This is a genomic window from Arthrobacter dokdonellae, assembly GCF_003268655.1.
Lineage (GTDB): Bacteria > Actinomycetota > Actinomycetes > Actinomycetales > Micrococcaceae > Specibacter > Specibacter dokdonellae.
In genome coordinates, this window is the sequence record NZ_CP029642.1 from 4,066,197 (window position 1) to 4,085,005 (window position 18,809).

Here is an 18,809-nt window from a genome sequence, read left to right on the forward strand (position 1 = left end):
CCTTCTCTTTTGTTTTCCCTGGGGTGCTGGGCCGGTTCATTGTTCGTGCCCGTTGCAGCAGTGTGTGGTGGTGGTGGTTTGCTGTGTGGGGAGGTTGAGGGTGGGGTTTTGGTTGAAGAAGCCGTGGGGTTCGAGCGTGAAGCCGATGTTTTGGCGGGGCATGACGGGCCAGTCTTCGAGGCGGACGACGTGGTGCATGCCGAAGGTGTACCAGACCACGAGGTCTTTATCGACGATGTTCCGGTCGGCTTGGGTCCAGGCGGGCAGGCCGTCGTCGGCGCCGGTGCTTTGGTTGGGGAATTCCCCGGCGGCGAAGCGTTCGGTGCGGTCGTAGGCGGTGACCCAGAGGTTGTTGCGGGCGAACTGGGCGCGCTGGCTGACGTAGGACTGGTCGCCGGCGGCCAGGGTGATGGCGTTGGTGGGGATGAGGCGGTACGCTACGGGTTCGTCCACGATGTTCGTGCTGTCGTGGTTGACGATCTTCCAGAAGCGGTGCTTGGATGCGTCGGCCTTGCGGATGGCTGCTTGTTCGGTTTCCAGGAGCCGGTCCACGGCCTTGAAGGCGGTGTGGGTGGGGTTGTTCTCGGGGATTTCCATGTCGACTTCGTAGACGGCGTTGCGTGGCCCGTCGATTTCAAAGTCCATGCGGACGTTGAACATGTGCTGGTGGATGGGTCCGTAGAGTCCGTCGTTGTTTAGGGCCTGCCCGTACGGGGTCTTCTCGCCGGGGTGCTGGGCGGCGGTGGAGAGGATGCCGGTGGCCTTGACGAGGAACTCGATGCTCCCGTCGAGGTAGAGGTGCCAGTAGAAGGCGTATTCGTAGTTGGCGACGGTGGCGATGAAGGAGATCACGAGCTTGCGGGAGCGTCGGACTTCGGCGGTGCCTTCGCGGAAGTCGAAGTGCTTCCACATGATGCTGTCGTCTTCTTCATGCATGCAGATGGCGTTTTCGATGGTCATCGGGTTGCCGTGGCTGTCGGTGGTGATGCCGTCGAAGTACTTGATCTCGCCCAGGCAGTCGCAGCCGAGCTTGAGGGAGTTGGCCATGTTGCCGATGTTGTATTCACCGGAGTCGAAGGCGTTCTTCTTTGCCTGCACCGGTGCGGGGTCGCCGTAGGGGACGACCATTTCCGAGAGGGAGGCCCTGTTGATCACGGGCCGTTCCACGCCCTGGTCGCGGAACCGCAGCTGGTGAAGGACGAGGCCTTCGCGGGGGGTGAAGCCGACACGGAAGGACCAGTCGGCCCACTGGACGTGGTTGCCGGTGACCTTGAAGGAAGCGCCTTCGGGCTGGGTGATGGAAATGGGTTTGAGGTCCGTGCGGGCCGGGCCGACGTACTCGGGCAGGTAGTTCCCGCTGGCACGCGGCACGGGGATGGACTCGTTGTCCTCGACCTTGACAACCTCCCCGGAGCTGAGGTCGTAGAAGACAACGAAGTTCTCGATCGGGTGTGCGTAGGGGCTGTCGGTGGGATTCTCGCGGACGAAGACCAGGGCGCGCATCAGGCGCCGGCCCTGGGCGTCTTCGCCGAAGTAGCCCACGGACCACGGCTCAAAGCAGACCAGACCCAGATTGGTCAGGCCCCGGGCGGCCAGGGCCGCGATGACGTCCCGGTCCTTCCGACAGGCTTCCTCGCACTCGGCAAACTCATCCAGCATAAAGGGCGGCTGAACGCCTGAAGCCAGCTGCGTCCACCCCGACACGATGCCGGAGTCAAGGTCGACCACGGCCGCGTATGCATTTCCCGTGCCCCGGTCCACCAGGACGGCGTCGGCCTCACGGACCGTTGCACTGCCGGCCCGCAACAATTCCTTGGCCGGCTCACGCAACTCAACGCTGATGAAACGGAACGACTCCGCCGCGGCCTGGCCCTCCTTCAAGATCGAAACCGCCCGGGAAATCTCAGCCCGCGACAACGGATCCAGGGGGTGCGAAACGCCTACTACGGTGTGGGCTTCAGTACTGACAGACATGCTATTCTCCTTGATTCTTAATACAGGACGATTCTGGGATCAAACCGGGAGCTACCTGACCCTGCATCCGGGGTCGGCCTCCCAGTAGCCAACCGACAGGGCCCTGGTCTACCGGCAGTGAACCAGCATCTCGACGTGGTTCCCACGTCAAAGATCCTTGGATTGTCAGAACTGTTCGTCTTTGTCAGAACTGTTCATTTTTGGGTGGATGTATGGCCGCGCCGACAAACCCGACGTCCTCTATTTGTGAAAGGCCAACCGGGCTCCGCGCCGGTACTGCTGACGTGATGCCGGTCACCTACGTTCTATCCCCACAGCAAAAGTACGCTTCAAAATCTAGTTAGTCGATATGTTTAAGGAATAAATCTTTCCAGAAGGCGGTTAAACTTCCCCAGGCAGCTTGAACCTCCCGCAACAGGGGTAGGCAGCCACTACGGTCCCGGGCGTCGGTTCACGACTTCCTACTACCCAGTAGTGCGTGCGCCGCCCACTACGTTCCTTGCTTCCCAGGGATCCGCTGGTTCTGCACATAGGCGACCGGGACGCCCCAATGATCCCTGAAATTCAAGCGCCATTACCGGTCCGGGACACGCTGCCTCTGGGGTAGGGACACGCGGCCTCTGCGGTCCGCGCGCGAATGCTTTGACCGAGAGCCTCGGCCAAGTCCCGGCCCCACGCAGCCCTTCTTCAAAGTCTTTTGGCCAGGCACTACAGAGGCGGCGTGTCTTCCCGGATCCTGAATGAACCTCAGACTTCGGAGATTCCCTTCTTTTGTATTCATCCCAAGTTCCGCGGGGCTTGGCGGCGAGAAGCAGGGTCCGACTGGCAATACTTGGTCGTCGACAGCCGAGGTCACTCGTGCCGAGAGTCTTCGGCTTTGCATCGGGTACTGGGCCCTAGTCCGGGCACGGCTGACACCTGATTTCCTCGGCGAAGATGCTCGCAACGATCATGATCGATTCCCGAGGTGATGGCGCCGAGTGCGGACCTCAGGGCCCGATCGCAGGACATTTACACGTCGTCGTCAAGCCCTTTCGGCGCTGTCCCCGACACCAGAAGAAGGACCGGGGCGCGCTGGCTAGGCAGCGCACCTGACAAAAACGATGGCTCACAACATGAAGAGACCGGGAAGGCACCACCCGGTGTCAACACACGCGATTGTGGCCAAGTTTCCGACGGGCAGGCGCCCCGCCTGCGAGCTTACCGTAACGAACCCATCGCCAGGGCGGCACCGGAAACAACCGAAGAGACGAAAATATTCAATGCTAAAAAGGACTGGACTAGATGAATTAAGAGGCGTAGCTTTACATTCAGGAAGGAACTAACGTGATCGGCATCACGCCCGTGGAGTTCGGAGCAGATCTTCGCTGACCCTCCATCCAATGGAGGACGTCTGGTTTGCAAGCGGTCCCTTTCTGAGCCCCGACCGGGGTACTACCAACACTATCCATAGGAGAAAACCATGGAAACCACCACAATCGGAACTCTGATCAAGGCCGGGTCCATTCACAAGGTTGAAGGCGGATATCTTGGGCTGCCCTCGATGAACGAGACGGGAGTTGAAGCCGCCATCGGCGACTCCCTGCACAACCCGGAGGGCTCGGTCATGAGCGCCGGTTTCTTCGAACTGAAGGCCTCCGAGCCCCTGGTCTACACATACACGTACGACGAAATGAAGGTCGTTGTCCAAGGCGAATTCATCCTCACCGACCAAGACACAGGGGAAACCACGCACGCCAAGGAACGCGATGTGCTGTTCTTCCCCAAGGGAACAACAGTGAAGTTCGAAACCCCCGACTACGCACTCGGGTTCTTCACCGGCCACCGCTCCTTCGCACCCTAAGACGCACCATGCATTCCGTATCCATGACTGCGATGGAACGCGCATACTGTGATCCAGGTTTCCGTGGACTCATCTGCGTGTCGTTTGGTAAAGCTGACTCCCTCACTGCGGACTACTACAACGGTGGCCAGCGTCGGCATGTCATTCACTTCGACGATGCAAACACGGAAACCCTTTCGCATCTGAGGTCCACAATCGAGCTGGCCTGCGTGGGCGTCCGTCTCGTCCTCATAGGGCCACTGGTCGACATTCAGGCGGCTGCCGCCGTGGCTGCGGAATGCGGCCTGGTCGAAGAGGAAGTGACGCTCGTGGGGGACCGATCCGACCATCTTAGGGTCTTCTGCGCACATTGTCGCGCCGTGACAAGGACCGTTGAGCCGATCGGTTCTGAATTCGAGTGTCAAGGATGCACCACTGTCCTGTCGATCTCTAACCATTTTTCCCGGCGCATCGCTGCATACCTGGGATTCTCCGCACATGCCGAGGAGGCAGCATGACAGCGACAGCAGTCCAGGCCAAGGTCCACCCTGCGGTCAAGGGCGGACTTGAGCTTGAGGTCACGGGCGTCAGTCCCCAGACGGACGCGATTACCAGCATTACTTTTGTTGATCCATCGGGGGCCGCACTGCCTTCCTACGTGCCGGGGAGCCACCTTGTGGTCCAATGCGGGACTGGCGCCAACGCGTACTCACTCACCGGATCGGGCACCGCCCCGTCCGAATACACCATCTCGGTTCTTCAGGTCGAAGACGGTGCTGGCGGCTCAAGGGCCATGCACCGGCTCAGCGTCGGAGACCGCGTGCATGCGGCCCGTCCTCGCAGCGCCTTTGCACCCACCTCCAATGCCACCCATTTTCTCCTGGTTGCGGCAGGGATCGGCATCACCCCGGTGCTTTCACACGCCCGGTCCGCTGCCGAATGGGGCACGGCAGCGGACCTGATCTACGTGCACCGGCCGGGGGCGGGGGCCCACGTTGCCGAAGCACGGGAATTGCTCGGACCCGCCTTGACCGAATGCGGCGACCGGGCCAGTTTCCAGAAGGTCTTGGCCGAAAAGCTCACGACCCAGCCACTGGGCACCCATCTCTACGTCTGCGGGCCGCTGGCCTTCATGGATGCAGTCCTGGACCAGGCCCGGGAGCAGGGATGGTCGACGGCCCGGCTGCATTCAGAAGCGTTTGGCGCCGCCGAGCTGGACGCGGGCGAACCCTTCACCGTGACCCTGGCCCGCAGCGGCACCCGCTTGGACGTGCCGGCCGGCGTTTCCCTGCTGGAAACCCTAGAAAGCGCGGGCAAAAGCATTCCCAACATGTGCCGCAAGGGCATCTGCGGGGAATGCGCCATCCCGGTCCTTCGCGGGACACCCCAGCACCGGGACCTCTACCTGAACGATCAGGAAAAGGCCGAGAACACCACCATGATGTGCTGCGTTTCACGCAGCCAGGATGAAGAATTGGAGTTGGACCTTTGAGCACCATCATCACCGACAAAGACCTGGACACCGCCGTCCTGCCGGAACGGATCCGACGCTTCCCCTTCCCCTTTTCCGCTGACAGCTACCGCTACAGCGCCAATGTGGAACCCGCCCATAAAACAGTCCCGACCGAGGTCGGCTCCTGGGGATCCTTCCTGATCGACATCGACGAACACTACCTCTCCGAGCTCCAGGAACGAGAGGAAATCCTGAACAAGGACCCCTCACGCACAGCAGTCCTGCCCCACATGCGATCCGCCGTCTGGGACGCCATCACCACCCTGCTGCCCATCATGGCCGAAGAATACCCGCACGCGATGTCCTACCACCGAGAGGGCAACGCCTGCCGCTGGACAAACACCCTTCAGAACCTGGAACTGGAATTCACCATCGGCGACGACGATTCCCTCCCCATGGGGCCCCTACGCTTCCTCGGCAGTCAAATCCAGGACGACCTCGTTTTCCTCGACCCCCGTGAAGACACCCTGTGGCTGGACGCAGGCCTTGTCACCTTCGCCGCCGACTGGTCCTTCGGATTCGACGTGGGCATGAAGTTCATGGAAGTGCACACCCCCGTTCCCCGTGTCCAAACAGAACCCGTCATCAACCGGGCCCATCAATTCCTCCTCCGGCTACAACCCGGGGAAGAATTCCGCCGGACCAACTGGACAATGACCATAGGCCAGCGCCTGGACACCTCCACCGAAACCTACCCGCAATGGGGACCAGACCGCGGCACCATCGCCGACGACCCAGACCTGCCAAGCAAGCTCCACCTGCGAGTGGAAGTACAACACATGCTCTGCCTCCCACACTCCGGAGCCGTCCTTTTCCTCATCCGGTCCTACCTGCTCCCCCTAACCGACATCGCCCAAGTACCCCCCTGGCGCGAACGCCTCGGCCACGTCCTCGCCGAACTCCCCGAAGACATGGCCGACTACAAAGGCATCACCCGCTACCGCAACGCCGCATCAAACTGGCTGCTAAACGTCTAATAGTCGGCGAAGTCACCCGTCTCCCGTTCCACTCGTCACACGTAACACCTCATTTTCAAAACCACATGGTCCCTCGTCCTGTATTAAGAATCAAGGAGAATAGCATGTCTGTCAGTACTGAAGCCCACACCGTTGTAGGCGTTTCGCACCCTTTGGATCCGTTGTCGCGGGCTGAGATTTCCCGGGCGGTGTCGATCTTGAAGGATGGCCAGGCCGCGGCGGAGTCGTTCCGTTTCATCAGCGTTGAGTTGCGTGAGCCGGCGAAGGAATTGTTGCGGGCCGGCAGTGCAACGGTCCGTGAGGCCGACGCCGTCCTGGTTGACCGTGGCACGGGAAATGCATACGCGGCCGTGGTCGACCTTGACTCCGGCATCGTGTCGGGGTGGACGCAGCTGGCTTCAGGCGTTCAGCCGCCCTTTATGCTGGATGAGTTTGCCGAGTGCGAGGAAGCCTGTCGGAAGGACCGGGACGTCATCGCGGCCCTGGCCGCCCGGGGCCTGACCAATCTGGGTCTGGTCTGCTTTGAGCCGTGGTCCGTGGGCTACTTCGGCGAAGACGCCCAGGGCCGGCGCCTGATGCGCGCCCTGGTCTTCGTCCGCGAGAATCCCACCGACAGCCCCTATGCGCACCCGATCGAGAACTTCGTTGTCTTCTACGACCTCAGCTCCGGGGAGGTTGTCAAGGTCGAGGACAACGAGTCCATCCCCGTGCCGCGTGCCAGCGGGAACTACCTGCCCGAGTACGTCGGCCCGGCCCGCACGGACCTCAAACCCATTTCCATCACCCAGCCCGAAGGCGCTTCCTTCAAGGTCACCGGCAACCACGTCCAGTGGGCCGACTGGTCCTTCCGTGTCGGCTTCACCCCCCGCGAAGGCCTCGTCCTTCACCAGCTGCGGTTCCGCGACCAGGGCGTGGAACGGCCCGTGATCAACAGGGCCTCCCTCTCGGAAATGGTCGTCCCCTACGGCGACCCCGCACCGGTGCAGGCAAAGAAGAACGCCTTCGACTCCGGTGAATACAACATCGGCAACATGGCCAACTCCCTCAAGCTCGGCTGCGACTGCCTGGGCGAGATCAAGTACTTCGACGGCATCACCACCGACAGCCACGGCAACCCGATGACCATCGAAAACGCCATCTGCATGCATGAAGAAGACGACAGCATCATGTGGAAGCACTTCGACTTCCGCGAAGGCACCGCCGAAGTCCGACGCTCCCGCAAGCTCGTGATCTCCTTCATCGCCACCGTCGCCAACTACGAATACGCCTTCTACTGGCACCTCTACCTCGACGGGAGCATCGAGTTCCTCGTCAAGGCCACCGGCATCCTCTCCACCGCCGCCCAGCACCCCGGCGAGAAGACCCCGTACGGGCAGGCCCTAAACAACGACGGACTCTACGGACCCATCCACCAGCACATGTTCAACGTCCGCATGGACTTTGAAATCGACGGGCCACGCAACGCCGTCTACGAAGTCGACATGGAAATCCCCGAGAACAACCCCACCCACACCGCCTTCAAGGCCGTGGACCGGCTCCTGGAAACCGAACAAGCAGCTATCCGCAAGGCCGACGCATCCAAGCACCGCTTCTGGAAGATCGTCAACCACGACAGCACGAACATCGTGGACGAACCCGTAGCGTACCGCCTCATCCCCACCAACGCCATCACCCTGGCCGCCGGCGACCAGTCCTACGTCAGCCAGCGCGCCCAGTTCGCCCGCAACAACCTCTGGGTCACCGCCTACGACCGCACCGAACGCTTCGCCGCCGGGGAATTCCCCAACCAAAGCACCGGCGCCGACGACGGCCTGCCCGCCTGGACCCAAGCCGACCGGAACATCGTCGATAAAGACCTCGTGGTCTGGTACACCTTCGGCATGCACCACGTCGTCCGCCTCGAAGACTGGCCCGTCATGCCCCGCCAAAACATCGGCTTCACGCTCGAACCCCACGGCTTCTTCAACCAAAACCCCACCCTCAACCTCCCCACACAGCAAACCACCACCACCACGCACTGCTGCAACGAGAACTAACACACGTCGCAGGACTAACGAAAGACGCCGACAATTCCACTCCCCCGGGCGCTACTCGAAGCGCCCGGCGGACGCGAACCGGAGGACGCCTTTAACGAACTGAACTGGGGCTTGAGAAGAACCAGCCCCAAACAGGCGGTCCCCGATGCTGCTGTCAACAGCAGCTTCGGGGACAGCACCCGTACCTAACCCCAACCCAGTAGTGGGAGTGTAATCCGCGTGTTCAATATCCCTGCAATTACCTGGCCCCTCACGGCCGTCCTGCTGCTGAGCGGATGCAACCACCTCCTGCAGGCGGCAAGGTCGCGCCAGCGCACGGAGCAGGTCAACAACACCCTCCACGCCCTCATGCACGTGCTGATGGCGGCCATGTTGTGGAACCTCGCACCGTCGACCATGCTGGCCCAGATCGCAGTCCTTACCGGCGCGGCTCTGTGGTTTATTATTCAGGCAGTCGCCCGGCCGGAATTCAAAACACTCTGCGCGGACGGCCACGGTCGGCTCAAATGCGTTTACCACAGCCTCACCATGGCCGGCGCCGCCCTCATGATCGCAATGATGGCCCCCCAGACCACCACCAGCCACCAAACCGCTCCCCCAAACGCAATGGACGCAATGGCCGGCATGGGCAGGATGACCATGTCGCACAACCACCACGCAATGGCAGCCCCTCTCAACACCACGGCTGGAGTATCAATGGACCACTCCCCCGCCCTGGCCATCCTGCTCACAGCCATCTTCACAGCAGCAGCCATCACATTCATCATCCTTCTCCTGCGTGCCCGGGCCACGAAAAACACCCACTACCCCAGATCAGCCCACAGACTACCCCCCCAGGCAGAACACGGGCTCGAAGCACTCGGCGCCGCCGCCATGGCCCTCATGTTCGCCACCATGACAACATGAACGGATACGCGGCTTCGCTATGGTGCATCCCTTGGCCGGCGTTCACCGTATCAATTCTTCAATCAACGAAATTGGTCTCCCCACTCCGAAAATCAAACAGCTGCTCCCAATCAGGAGCTTGAACGCTTCCTGTTCATCTCATTTTCCAGAGAACAGCTCAATGTCCGAATATCGAAAAGGAAAGTAGCCGCATCCATGACGCCCACCGATGTCCACACCATTCTTACCTCCGATTCTAAAACCGCCGAGACGAGCAGGTCCCTGAGAGCCGTGGTTGGTCAGACGTTTGACGCTGTCCTATTCGACATGGACGGCACGCTCATTGACTCAACCCCTGCGGTGCGTCGGTCTTGGCTCGCGTGGGCGGCTGAACGTGGACTCGATGCCTCATTCCTTGACGCCCGCCACGGACACCCCGCCCGGGATATTGTGGCTTCATTGGTACCGCTCGAGGAGTTCGACGCAGCCTTTGAGCGCATTCAACAGATTGAGATCGCCGACACCGACGATATCATCATCCTTCCAGGCGCCAGTGAAGCGCTCACTGCCATCGGTGAATACCGCAAAGCCATTGTCACCTCCTGTACGCGGCCCCTTGCAGCGGCACGAATCATGGCTACTGGGCTGTTCCCACCTAGAGTGGTGGTGACTGTCGATGACGTCTTGCACGGAAAACCGGATCCCGAACCATTCGCGCTCGGCGCCCGATGGCTGGGCTTCGAACCTGGGCGCTGCCTCGTAGTTGAGGATGCGCCGTCCGGACTGCGTTCCGCACATGCTGCCGGGTGCACAACTCTGGCCGTGGCGGGCACTCACGCAGCGGCGGACCTGAGGGCTGACCTCGTGATTACCAGCCTGTTAGAGGTCCAATTCCTCTCAACTGCAAGCGGCATCCTCATCGCACCGCGGGAGTCCATGCGGCGTTCCAACCCTCAAGACCATTCTTATGGTTAAATCACGGTTGACCGCGGAGCCGACACGTTCCGATAGAACCCCAAAAGCGCTTCAAGGAGACAAATATGGACCAGATCATACAAATCGGCGGATCTGTGCTGGTCCTTATCGCTTTTGGCCTGGCCCAGCTGGGAATGCTGGATCACAAGTCCCGCCGTTACCTCCTTTTGAACACGGTCGGATCCGGTGTCCTGGCCGTTGACGCCCTATTCGGGGCGCAATGGGGCTTTCTCTTGCTGGAGGGCGTCTGGTCCATTATTTCTGCGATCAGCCTGGTGGGCGTGCTGCTTCGAGGACGTCCGGGCTCAGACGCCGATAGCGGCATGACACCGGGACATGACGAGAACGCGCCATCCGGCGAATGGGAAGCTGGCATCACACCTACGCGGTGACCGATATCTTCTACCGCTACGTGGTCGGATGGCGCGTCGAACGTATCGCGGGCGTCCGCTCGGCGCCTACCTGCGAGGGAGGTCGTTGCGGAGACCGGCGGCCGCCCGCCCGGATGCCTACACGCTGGCGACGCGTACCACCGCGACGTCCGTGCCGGTGATTGTGCCAAGTACCAGTCAGCGTGCCATCACCGAGATATCTACGCCGGCTTCGCGGGTAACGGGGACGTGAGAGGTCCCTGCCGCCGGCACCTCGTCTGAACGGCGCAGCCCTTTGAGTTCGACGACGGGCAGTCCAGTTTGGACGGTGAGTAGCGGTAGCGCGTGGTCGCGTTCGGGCCCTGAAACCATGCCGACACGGGACCTGCCAAATCCGGAAGGAATGGCGAGAACATCGCCGAGTCCAACCAGCCCGTCTCGAACCCCTCGCCATATTTGCCAGCGCGGCAACGATCGACACAATCGGCCTCCCTGCCGCGGGAAGCGGCGCCGCGGGGGCTTCTACAGGGCGGTGAATGCTGCCTGCGAGATTATGCCGACGAGTTCAGGCCACTGCCTGCACATGACCACCACAAAAGTGCCCACGTAGGCCAGGACCCGGCACAGTCACGAGCTCGGCATGATCGCCGTTATTCGAATTCGGAATAACGGCGTGGCCAGGTTCAAGTCACTGAGGCTCGCCCCCCATGATCCCCGAACGCTTCGGCCCCTGCCCGACGGGAAAGACAACCCACCAGCAGCCGCCCAACTCCCACCGGCCCCATTACCCTTGCCTGACTCCGGGCGGGGAAACCTCAGGCCGGTTTGGCGGGACCACGGAGACCAAGCCGGTTGACGCACTGCTTCGGAGACTCCACGGTCATTCACGCGGCAGCGGCGGGGAACCGGGCTGGTGTTCAGGGCCGGTGGCCCTCGTGGCCAGGATAGCCGGGATCAAAACACGATGCGCCTAGCCCCGGAGGACCTGTTGTGTCGACAATCTCGTGTGTGTCGACAATGTCGTGAAGGGACATCGCTGAAGTAAGTCCACGGAACTATCGCGGCTTTGCGATCCCTACCGGCTGTTAAGCGAGCGTCTGCTCCCAGGTTTCCCCAAAAGGAACCGTTTCGCTGAGAGTGAGCGAGAACCGAACTGGATTATGGCGGGTGACCAGGATGCCGCCACACCTGTGGGCCATTGCTATCTGCCGGAGCTTGGCCTCTGCGTCCTCGAGCAGTTCGTGACGTTGGCCGGGGGTGGCGACGATGACTTCCAATGGCTCGAGGGTTTGGCTTCGCATGGCGTTCGGCTTTCTGTGATGTGTAACACAATATTGTAAAATAGTCTGACATGAACAAGCGTTCAAGTCAATCGTTCATGATGAAATAATTTGATCCTTTTTCATGACCGCCGCAGAGCACTCGTCAAGATTGGTTCCCAGGGCAGTTGGCGATGGGGGTCAGGACCCGTCGGTGGATAGATGGCAGCCACAGCCACATACGCTGCAGAGCTCGTGCCTCGCGTGGTAACAAGCGCCCGTAACAGGCGGGAAGAAGGTCATGGACGGCAAGGAGGCCCCGGTTGAGGGACCGGCGATGTCCAGGGCGGCCCCCGGGCCTCGGCCATTGGTCTTGCGAAGGGACATGGGGGGCACGTTTAGGACGTCTCGAGTTCCAAGCCCGCCGCGGTTCACCGATTGCCGTGGACCGCCGTGAGGAAGCACACGTGTCGGCATTGGATAAGCGGCATGAGCAGTGGGCGGGGATAGGTGCCCGAAGGGGACCACAGCCGTGCTTTCCATCATGACGATCAACTCCTTGCCTAACGATCCAAACGGTCCAGGGCTTCTGCCCCCACTCATTTTTTGATACTCTTGACTCTAGACCTTTAATGTCACATGTCAAGAGACATTTAGGGTTAAATGTCATCTTTCCTGTCACACCACCCCATAGCTTCAGGAGCGTCATTCATGGCCAGCTGGAAAGAGCAACTCGCGTTCGCCCCCTTGGAGACCTTGGAGCGTGGCGAAGAGATCGGGCGCCGGCTTCGCCATGCCATTGAGCTGGGGGTGCTCGAAGAGGGAGACCAGCTCCCCAGCGAGAGCGATCTCGCCGCAAGAATGCGAGTCTCCACCCTGACGCTGCGTTCAGCCCTCGCCGAGCTCCGTCATCTCGGACTTCTGGAAACACGACGAGGCAAAGGCGGCGGCAGCTTCGTGAAGGCGAACATTGGAGGCATTGCCAAGGCTCAGCTGGACGCCCTCGCCGCCTATTCCCTTGAGGAATTGCTCGACATCCGCGAATACCGCGCCTTTCTCGCGGGGTCAGCGGCCACGGCAACGGCAGACCGGTCCCAGCAGGTCTCCGTTGCACGCCTCGCTTCGATGGCGGCCCAGATCGAGTCGGTACGCACACCCTCCGAAATGACGAGAGCGGACAGCCGGTTCCACATCGAGCTTGCTGCCGCATCGGGCTCCACGCTGTTAACCCGCCAGGAGATGGCCATGCAGGCTGAAGTCGGGGCGCTGGTGTGGGCCGGCGACTCTGACCGTCGGCGCGCGGCGGGGGTAGAACACGCCCTGATAGTCAGCGCCATTCAATCCGGGGACACACACTTGGCACGAGCCCTCGCCGAAGACCATGTGCGCCGGGACATGAACCGCCTCATCGACCTGCGGATGTCCATGGAACCTCCGCCACAAGGCACGCGGCCCCGAAACGAAGACATTGATCGCACCGTTTCGGCAATTGAATTGTTCACGTCGAGTCTCCAAGGGAGCGTGGCCGCGTCAATCATGGCTGTCGAACGGGCCGTTCAAGGCGACCTTGACCGCACAAAAAACGGAAAGCTGGCCGAGTTGCCCAACGTCTACGACGCAGCGCGCAGGACACTGGACGGGACAGTGCCAGCGCTCTATGGAACGGGCTTCGCAGCCGATCCCTCCTACTTCGGCGAAATGGGCTTCATCTGGTGCTACATCCCCTCGGATCCAAAAGCACCACAAAGGATGGAGCTGGACCTGGAATTCTATGACTACACGACAGCTGCATGGTGGCCCAAGAAAGACAGTGATGACACGGTCCACGCCAGCCACGCGTACGTGGACGCTTTCGGAGCGAACGAATACCTCGTCACCTTCACCAAACGAGTCCTACGAGAGGGCAGGATGGCTGGCGTTGCTGCCGTTGACGTCCTCGTCACAGGCCTCCAAATTGCACTCCAGCCGTTCCTCCGGCACCTACCGGCAAGCACCTGCATTGTGGATCAAAACGAAGTCGTTCTCGCTACCAACACGGCCAACCTGCTTGGCGGGACCCTCCCCCCAACCCCTCAGATGGATCGGAGAATCACGCTCCCCTCAGTCCCCTGGATGCTCTGCATCGGAGTAAGTAAAGAAACCGTCGCCAAAAAGGGATGATCCCACGCGACCGTGGTGGCTTAAAGCTTCGAAATTCGCCGGTCCTAACTTCGCGCTTGATCCGGCCATGGCTCGGCCGGCATATACCTGTCCCACCCGACCCCAGTCAAGGGCCCGCGCGAAGTCACTCTGGACGCGCGGCAGCGACTTGGTTTGCGACGGCCATGTGCTGCTCTAAACGATCGACATCGGCTGCACCCGGATGAAGAGCACAGCAGCAGGTTCTCGAAGAACTCGGCCTCTGCCTTGCCCACGACGAAGCCGCAGACGGCCTTCGCGGCCTCGGCGGCGTCCCCAACACGCGGCGAAACCATGACCGATTCCGGATACCTTGCCATTCCCGACGACTACGGCGTCCTCAAGGCCCTGCGCAGCGGCCGCCGTCGAACACGGCTGGTGGTCCAGCCGGTGCGGCACCGAAAAGTACCTGCTCATCGACGGCGTCGAAGAACCCTCCGAGCGCCCGCGGCTGAGGTGTGTCCGATCTTGGCAATATGCCGCTTGCGGACTGTGGCGGGGCGGGACCCGAATCAGGGCCACCCCGCCACAGTCCCCACTCAGGCTATTTGACTGCGGAGGCCCTGCGACGGCCGGTGAGGACCAATCCCAGCGCCGTGCCGCCCAGGACCAAGCCGACGGCGCCGAGCACGATCCCCCAGACGCCGACGGCGTTGTTGCTGGTCGGGTCCATGTTCATCGGGGCGGCCGCCGGGGCGGCGCCGTCTTCGGCTGTCGTGACAAACGACGGTGCCGGGTGCTCGGGCTCGGGCTGGCCGTCAACTGTCTTTTGATCCCAGTTCACCACGCTGCCGTCCGTGTAGGTCTGGGCTGCAGGCAGCATCACGGTGGTGCCCGCGGCAGGCAGCTTGCCCAGGGACAGCGAGAACGACTGGTACTGGTTCGGGCCCAGTTCGTGGGCGGCGTCGGCCGTCCACTCCACCGATGTGGCCGCCTTGGTCACCTCGCTTCCGCCGACGGTGACGGGCTTGGGCAGGTCAGTGGTGATGATCTTCGCCGTCCAGCCGTCCAGCGGCTGCACGGACACCGAGGTGAAGGGCGCATCGGTGGGCAGCTTGACCACGAGCTTGCTGGTCTTGGCGGTGGCCGATTCATTCGGCACGGTGAACTTCACGTGCGTGTAGCCGTTGGCGCCGGTGTCATCGGCGACGGCGTGCACGTGGGCGGAGGCTGCGGCGGCACCGGCGGCCAGGAACGCGGCTGCGAGGGCACCGGCGGTGACGGTCTTGAGGGTGCGGCGTGCTGTGCTTTTCATGCTGGGCCTTTCAGTGGCTCTGGGTCATTGAGAGTGGGCACGGCAAAGGGCCCGGGCGCGAGGATGGCCCGGAACCACTGGTGTATTGCCGTATTGGCCGAGATGACGGCCGGTTGGACGCTGCACGTGCGTGCACCAGGACCACACTGTGTGGGACGGGCTTACGCTGCAGCACCCGGAAGCGGCGGGCCCCGGTGGTGGCGGACCGGCAGGGGGACGTCCAGCGCGGTCAGGGCCGGCAGCCAAGGTTCCGGCGCGGCGTCGATGCGCGACGGGGCGGCAATCGGGACAATGGCCAGTCCCATGACGGCGGCGATTTCCAGGCGCAGCACATGGAGCAGGCGCACCGCACTGGATTCGCCGTAGCGCAGGAACCCAATGGTCAGGCCTGCTGCGGCGGCGTGGCTGAACCACATGCCGGCGTCATGGCCGGCCATGCGACCCATGGTAGCGAGGGCGGGGGAGGCGCCCGCCATGTCCATCCCGGCATGCTGCCCCACGCCCAGGGCCGATGCACGCACCGAGCTAGAAGCGGAGGTGGTGCTGAAGAGCAGATGGAACAGCCCTTCACTGACCACGACCGCGGCCACCAGGTGTTTGAAGGAAAGCACACGCCCGGCCAGCGCAACGCACACGAGGGCGGAGATGGCCAGGGAAAGGAGCACCAGCAGCGGGTGCGGGACGTCGCCGCCACCCAGAACGTGGGAGAATGCGGCAGCCGAGGTGGCAAAGGCCGCAGCGGTCCAGCCGCGGGCCAGGCGTGCGCCACGATCAGTCATTGATTCTCCCTGCCCCTTCGTGGGCGCATCCATAGTCAGATCCGATCATAAGCGTTCCACGACGGGCCCGATGGCATGTGACGCAACATCGGATCGCCCTGATAGTCGGCTTTGCCTTCGGCGTGGCAGTTCTGGACGTAGTCGCAGATTTCAGAGTCTTGGGTTATCAAGCAGCGCCCGGCCGGTGCCTCCGCGCAAGCGCGGAATTCTGCCACGGAAAACCAGGACTGCGACCACGTCACTGGCGACCGGCCCACGGCTCGCACAAATAGTTCACGAAACGGTGCAGTCGAATCGACGCCCCCGAATCGAGTTTAGAGATGAGAATACCTCCATGACCGTGCACCGCATCGGCTACGTCGAGCGACCTTGCCGCCAGGTGGAGGCTCCGCGCCCAACAGCTTGGCTTCGAACCGGCCACGGTCATCCGCCAGACCATCAACCGCTCCCACGAATGCCCCGTCACCGCCGCCGACCTCACCGAGCCATGGGTCGCCGCAGCAGCTGCCGCCGCACGCGAGGAGGTAGCAGGGCGCCGCGCCACCTGGAACCGGCGGAACCTCCTCGCAGGGGCGGAGCGCGTCTGCGCCGAAATCCGCTGCGCCTCCCCCGCTGACCGCCGCCACATGATCGACGCCGTCGCCACGGCGGCCGAGTCCCAGTGCCTCGCGCTCAATCCCTACCGCTACACGGTCCCCGTGGACGCCGGCAGCGACGTCGCCTTCGCAGGTCGCGCCGTGTTCGAGTTCCCCGGCGCCCGCCTCTACACGGACGCCGGCATCCTCGCGAACGAGCAGTTGGTCATGAACACCAGGAACGACGACGGCGGCCCCGCCGTCGCGCCCCACCTCGCCGACATTTTCCTCGCCAACGCGGGGCAGGCTCCGGAGCGCCCGGCGCTGGCGCCAGATCAACTCGCCGCGGTGGATGAAGTGCTGTCCAGCGGCAGGTTCCTCGACGCCGTCGTCGGTCCGGCCGGTTCGGGGAAGACGACCACGATGGCGGCCGTCCGCGACGGGTGGGAACAGGCTTACGGTGCGGGAAGCGTCGTCGGGCTGGCCCCGGCGGCGGCGAGCGCTGACGTGCTGGGCCGGAAGCTGGGGCTGGTGGCGGAGAATGTGTCCAAGTGGCTGTTCGAGTCCGTCGGGCGGGGAGCGGCGGGGCGGGCAGAGCGGTTTCGGGACCTTGAAGCATCCCGTCCGGGTACATTCTGGCAGCGGCTGCGACGGTCGCAGCGGATGGCCGACTTGGCGATGCGGCAGGAGCAGTGGAGTTTTCGGCGCAACCAGCTGGTGATTGTGGATGAGGCGTCGATGGTGTCCACGGTGCAGCTGGCGGCGCTGGTGCATCAGGCACGTGATGCCGGGGCCAAGATTGTGATGGTGGGTGACCCTGCCCAGTTGGATGCGATCGACGCCGGAGGGATCCTGGGGTGGTTGTCCCCACGGGACTTTTGCAACATCCTGCACATCCCGGAACAGACCTTCTACCAATGGCGGGTCAACCACCAAGGCCCCCGGGCCCACAAAGTCGGCAGGCACGTGCGCATCATTCGCAGCGACTTCGAGACCTGGGTGTCCGAGCATTTGGAGGCATGATGCCGCCCCGGCCACCGCTGCCCCTGGGTACATGGGGGAAAGTCAATCGCAAGAAGTATGCGAATGGGCGATGGCGTGCGACTGCACGGTTTCGGCACACCGACGGCATAACTCGGACTACCGAAGCATGGGGTAACACGGGAGCCGCTGCCGAACGCGCTTTATTGACGCAGATGAAGGACAGCCAAGCCCCATCACAGTCAGAAGTGACGCCGCGAATGCGGCTCTCCGAGTTGGGTTCCCTGTGGTTCGACGAAATCGAAAACAACGGCCGTGCAGGACGGCGCACCATCGACGGATATAGGGACACCTACGACCGTGTCATCGCACCTGCACTCGCCGGGCTTCGGCTCAATGAAATCAGCACCGGTCGGTTAGACCGGTTCCTGAAAGATGTGGCCGCGGACCATCCAGCAACGGCGCGCCATTCAAAGATAGTACTCACTGGAATCTTGGGCCTGGCCGTGCGCCACGATGCATTGCACAGCAATCCCATTCGTGATGTCGGGGCGATCAAGATCGCCTCAAAAGATGTTCGGGCGTTGTCTACCAAGGACGTCAAGAAACTCAGGGTGGCTATTCGAAAATGGCAGGATGCCCCTGATCATCAAGGCCGGCCTCGGGCATCGGACCTCATCGACGTGCTTGACATCTTCCTGGCGACCGGGGCAAGGATTGGCGAAGTTCTCGCCATTCGCTGGCAAGATGTTGACTTGGAAGTGTCGCCTCCTACAATCACCGTTTCAGGGACTGTGATCATGGAAAAGGGACGCGGCACCTACCGCCAAGACCACCCGAAGACCAAGGCCGGCTTCCGGACAGTCAAGCTCCCACCATTTGCACTGAAAACTCTCCTCCGAAAACAAGCCTCGGAGCATTCCGGACCGGAGGATATGTTGTTTCCTTCGTCAACCGGGACGGTGCGCAGCCCCCATAATTTTCGCAGGCAGTGGCGGGATGCTCGCTCAGGTTCAGGCTTTGAATGGGTCACGCCTCACGTCTTCCGGAAATCCGTCGCAACTCTGATCGACCACGAGTACAGTTCCAAGCAGGCCGCTGCCCAACTTGGCCACTCGGGCACAGCCATTACCGAAAAGCACTACATCGCCAAAGCTGCCGATTCCCCAGACGTTACCGACGCGCTGGAGCAATTTGGCGAGTAGCCAGCTTCCCATTCCGAAATTGTC

Annotated in this window: 15 protein-coding genes; 11 read left to right on the forward strand and 4 right to left on the reverse strand. The window is 62.2% G+C overall.

The genetic code is table 11. The features are described 5' to 3' along the window. Window positions 1-36 precede the first annotated feature (36 nt). A complete protein-coding gene (locus DMB86_RS18130) occupies window positions 37-1,974 on the reverse strand; it encodes a primary-amine oxidase (RefSeq protein ID WP_113719006.1) in 1,938 nt (645 codons plus the stop codon). Window positions 1,975-3,436: 1,462 nt separating this feature from the next. Between DMB86_RS18130 and DMB86_RS18135 the strand changes: the two genes are divergently transcribed. From DMB86_RS18135 to DMB86_RS18170, 8 genes are all read left to right on the forward strand, one after another. Further along, window positions 3,437-3,817 (forward strand): cupin domain-containing protein, encoded by a 381-nt coding sequence (locus tag DMB86_RS18135; RefSeq protein ID WP_113719007.1) that lies wholly within the window; start codon window positions 3,437-3,439, stop codon window positions 3,815-3,817. A gap of 23 nt (window positions 3,818-3,840) precedes the next feature. After that, a complete protein-coding gene (locus DMB86_RS18140) occupies window positions 3,841-4,314 on the forward strand; it encodes a dimethylamine monooxygenase subunit DmmA family protein (RefSeq protein WP_227878486.1) in 474 nt (157 codons plus the stop codon). Further along, complete coding sequence (locus DMB86_RS18145; RefSeq protein WP_113719009.1) at window positions 4,311-5,288, forward strand: PDR/VanB family oxidoreductase; 978 nt, start codon at window positions 4,311-4,313, stop codon at window positions 5,286-5,288. Before DMB86_RS18140 ends, DMB86_RS18145 begins: the two co-directional genes overlap by 4 nt. Beyond that, the gene (locus tag DMB86_RS18150; protein ID WP_113719010.1) at window positions 5,285-6,286 is read left to right on the forward strand and encodes a heme-dependent oxidative N-demethylase family protein; all 1,002 of its coding nucleotides are present in this window, start codon (window positions 5,285-5,287) and stop codon (window positions 6,284-6,286) included. The genes DMB86_RS18145 and DMB86_RS18150 overlap by 4 nt, the downstream gene beginning before the upstream one ends. A 104-nt stretch (window positions 6,287-6,390) precedes the next feature. Next, window positions 6,391-8,322, forward strand: a complete 1,932-nt coding sequence (locus DMB86_RS18155) for a primary-amine oxidase (RefSeq protein WP_113719011.1) — start codon at window positions 6,391-6,393, stop codon at window positions 8,320-8,322. 219 nt (window positions 8,323-8,541) lie between these two features. After that, entirely contained in the window at window positions 8,542-9,228 is a 687-nt protein-coding gene (locus DMB86_RS18160; RefSeq protein WP_113719012.1) for a DUF5134 domain-containing protein, read from the forward strand. A gap of 195 nt (window positions 9,229-9,423) precedes the next feature. Continuing rightward, window positions 9,424-10,182, forward strand: a complete 759-nt coding sequence (locus tag DMB86_RS18165) for an HAD family hydrolase (protein WP_113719013.1) — start codon at window positions 9,424-9,426, stop codon at window positions 10,180-10,182. A 65-nt stretch (window positions 10,183-10,247) separates the two neighbouring features. Next, entirely contained in the window at window positions 10,248-10,574 is a 327-nt protein-coding gene (locus tag DMB86_RS18170; RefSeq protein ID WP_227878487.1) for a CBU_0592 family membrane protein, read from the forward strand. 1,064 nt (window positions 10,575-11,638) lie between these two features. On the opposite strand, the gene DMB86_RS18175 is transcribed toward DMB86_RS18170, so the two are convergent. Further along, complete coding sequence (locus DMB86_RS18175) at window positions 11,639-11,854, reverse strand: hypothetical protein (RefSeq protein ID WP_227878488.1); 216 nt, start codon at window positions 11,852-11,854, stop codon at window positions 11,639-11,641. A 669-nt stretch (window positions 11,855-12,523) separates the two neighbouring features. Here DMB86_RS18175 and DMB86_RS18180 point away from each other — a divergent pair. Then, the gene (locus tag DMB86_RS18180; protein ID WP_171814553.1) at window positions 12,524-13,972 is read left to right on the forward strand and encodes a GntR family transcriptional regulator; all 1,449 of its coding nucleotides are present in this window, start codon (window positions 12,524-12,526) and stop codon (window positions 13,970-13,972) included. 562 nt (window positions 13,973-14,534) lie between these two features. Here the strand turns inward: DMB86_RS18180 and DMB86_RS18185 are convergent. Together DMB86_RS18185 and DMB86_RS18190 are read right to left on the reverse strand one after the other, a co-directional pair. Then, window positions 14,535-15,245, reverse strand: a complete 711-nt coding sequence (locus DMB86_RS18185) for a YcnI family copper-binding membrane protein (protein ID WP_113719015.1) — start codon at window positions 15,243-15,245, stop codon at window positions 14,535-14,537. Between the two features lie 161 nt (window positions 15,246-15,406). Further along, a complete protein-coding gene (locus DMB86_RS18190) occupies window positions 15,407-16,024 on the reverse strand; it encodes a hypothetical protein (RefSeq protein WP_113719016.1) in 618 nt (205 codons plus the stop codon). Between the two features lie 626 nt (window positions 16,025-16,650). Here DMB86_RS18190 and DMB86_RS18200 point away from each other — a divergent pair. Next, complete coding sequence (locus DMB86_RS18200) at window positions 16,651-17,622, forward strand: AAA family ATPase (RefSeq protein ID WP_113719018.1); 972 nt, start codon at window positions 16,651-16,653, stop codon at window positions 17,620-17,622. Window positions 17,623-17,795: 173 nt separating this feature from the next. Then, on the forward strand, window positions 17,796-18,785 hold the full coding sequence (locus tag DMB86_RS18205) for a tyrosine-type recombinase/integrase (RefSeq protein WP_227878784.1): 990 nt from the start codon (window positions 17,796-17,798) through the stop codon (window positions 18,783-18,785). The last annotated feature ends 24 nt before the right edge of the window (window positions 18,786-18,809 follow it).

Excerpts from the sequence above, each read along its gene's own strand:
- DMB86_RS18130 (WP_113719006.1), bottom strand. The coding sequence starts at position 1,974 with ATGTCTGTCAGTACTGAAGCCCACACCGTAGTAGGCGTTTCGCACCCC.
- DMB86_RS18135 (WP_113719007.1), top strand. The coding sequence starts at position 3,437 with ATGGAAACCACCACAATCGGAACTCTGATCAAGGCCGGGTCCATTCAC.
- DMB86_RS18140 (WP_227878486.1), top strand. The coding sequence starts at position 3,841 with ATGACTGCGATGGAACGCGCATACTGTGATCCAGGTTTCCGTGGACTC.
- DMB86_RS18145 (WP_113719009.1), top strand. The coding sequence starts at position 4,311 with ATGACAGCGACAGCAGTCCAGGCCAAGGTCCACCCTGCGGTCAAGGGC.
- DMB86_RS18155 (WP_113719011.1), top strand. The coding sequence starts at position 6,391 with ATGTCTGTCAGTACTGAAGCCCACACCGTTGTAGGCGTTTCGCACCCT.
- DMB86_RS18165 (WP_113719013.1), top strand. The coding sequence starts at position 9,424 with ATGACGCCCACCGATGTCCACACCATTCTTACCTCCGATTCTAAAACC.
- DMB86_RS18170 (WP_227878487.1), top strand. The coding sequence starts at position 10,248 with ATGGACCAGATCATACAAATCGGCGGATCTGTGCTGGTCCTTATCGCT.
- DMB86_RS18175 (WP_227878488.1), bottom strand. The coding sequence starts at position 11,854 with ATGCGAAGCCAAACCCTCGAGCCATTGGAAGTCATCGTCGCCACCCCC.
- DMB86_RS18180 (WP_171814553.1), top strand. The coding sequence starts at position 12,524 with ATGGCCAGCTGGAAAGAGCAACTCGCGTTCGCCCCCTTGGAGACCTTG.
- DMB86_RS18185 (WP_113719015.1), bottom strand. The coding sequence starts at position 15,245 with ATGAAAAGCACAGCACGCCGCACCCTCAAGACCGTCACCGCCGGTGCC.
- DMB86_RS18190 (WP_113719016.1), bottom strand. The coding sequence starts at position 16,024 with ATGACTGATCGTGGCGCACGCCTGGCCCGCGGCTGGACCGCTGCGGCC.
- DMB86_RS18200 (WP_113719018.1), top strand. The coding sequence starts at position 16,651 with ATGATCGACGCCGTCGCCACGGCGGCCGAGTCCCAGTGCCTCGCGCTC.
- DMB86_RS18205 (WP_227878784.1), top strand. The coding sequence starts at position 17,796 with ATGAAGGACAGCCAAGCCCCATCACAGTCAGAAGTGACGCCGCGAATG.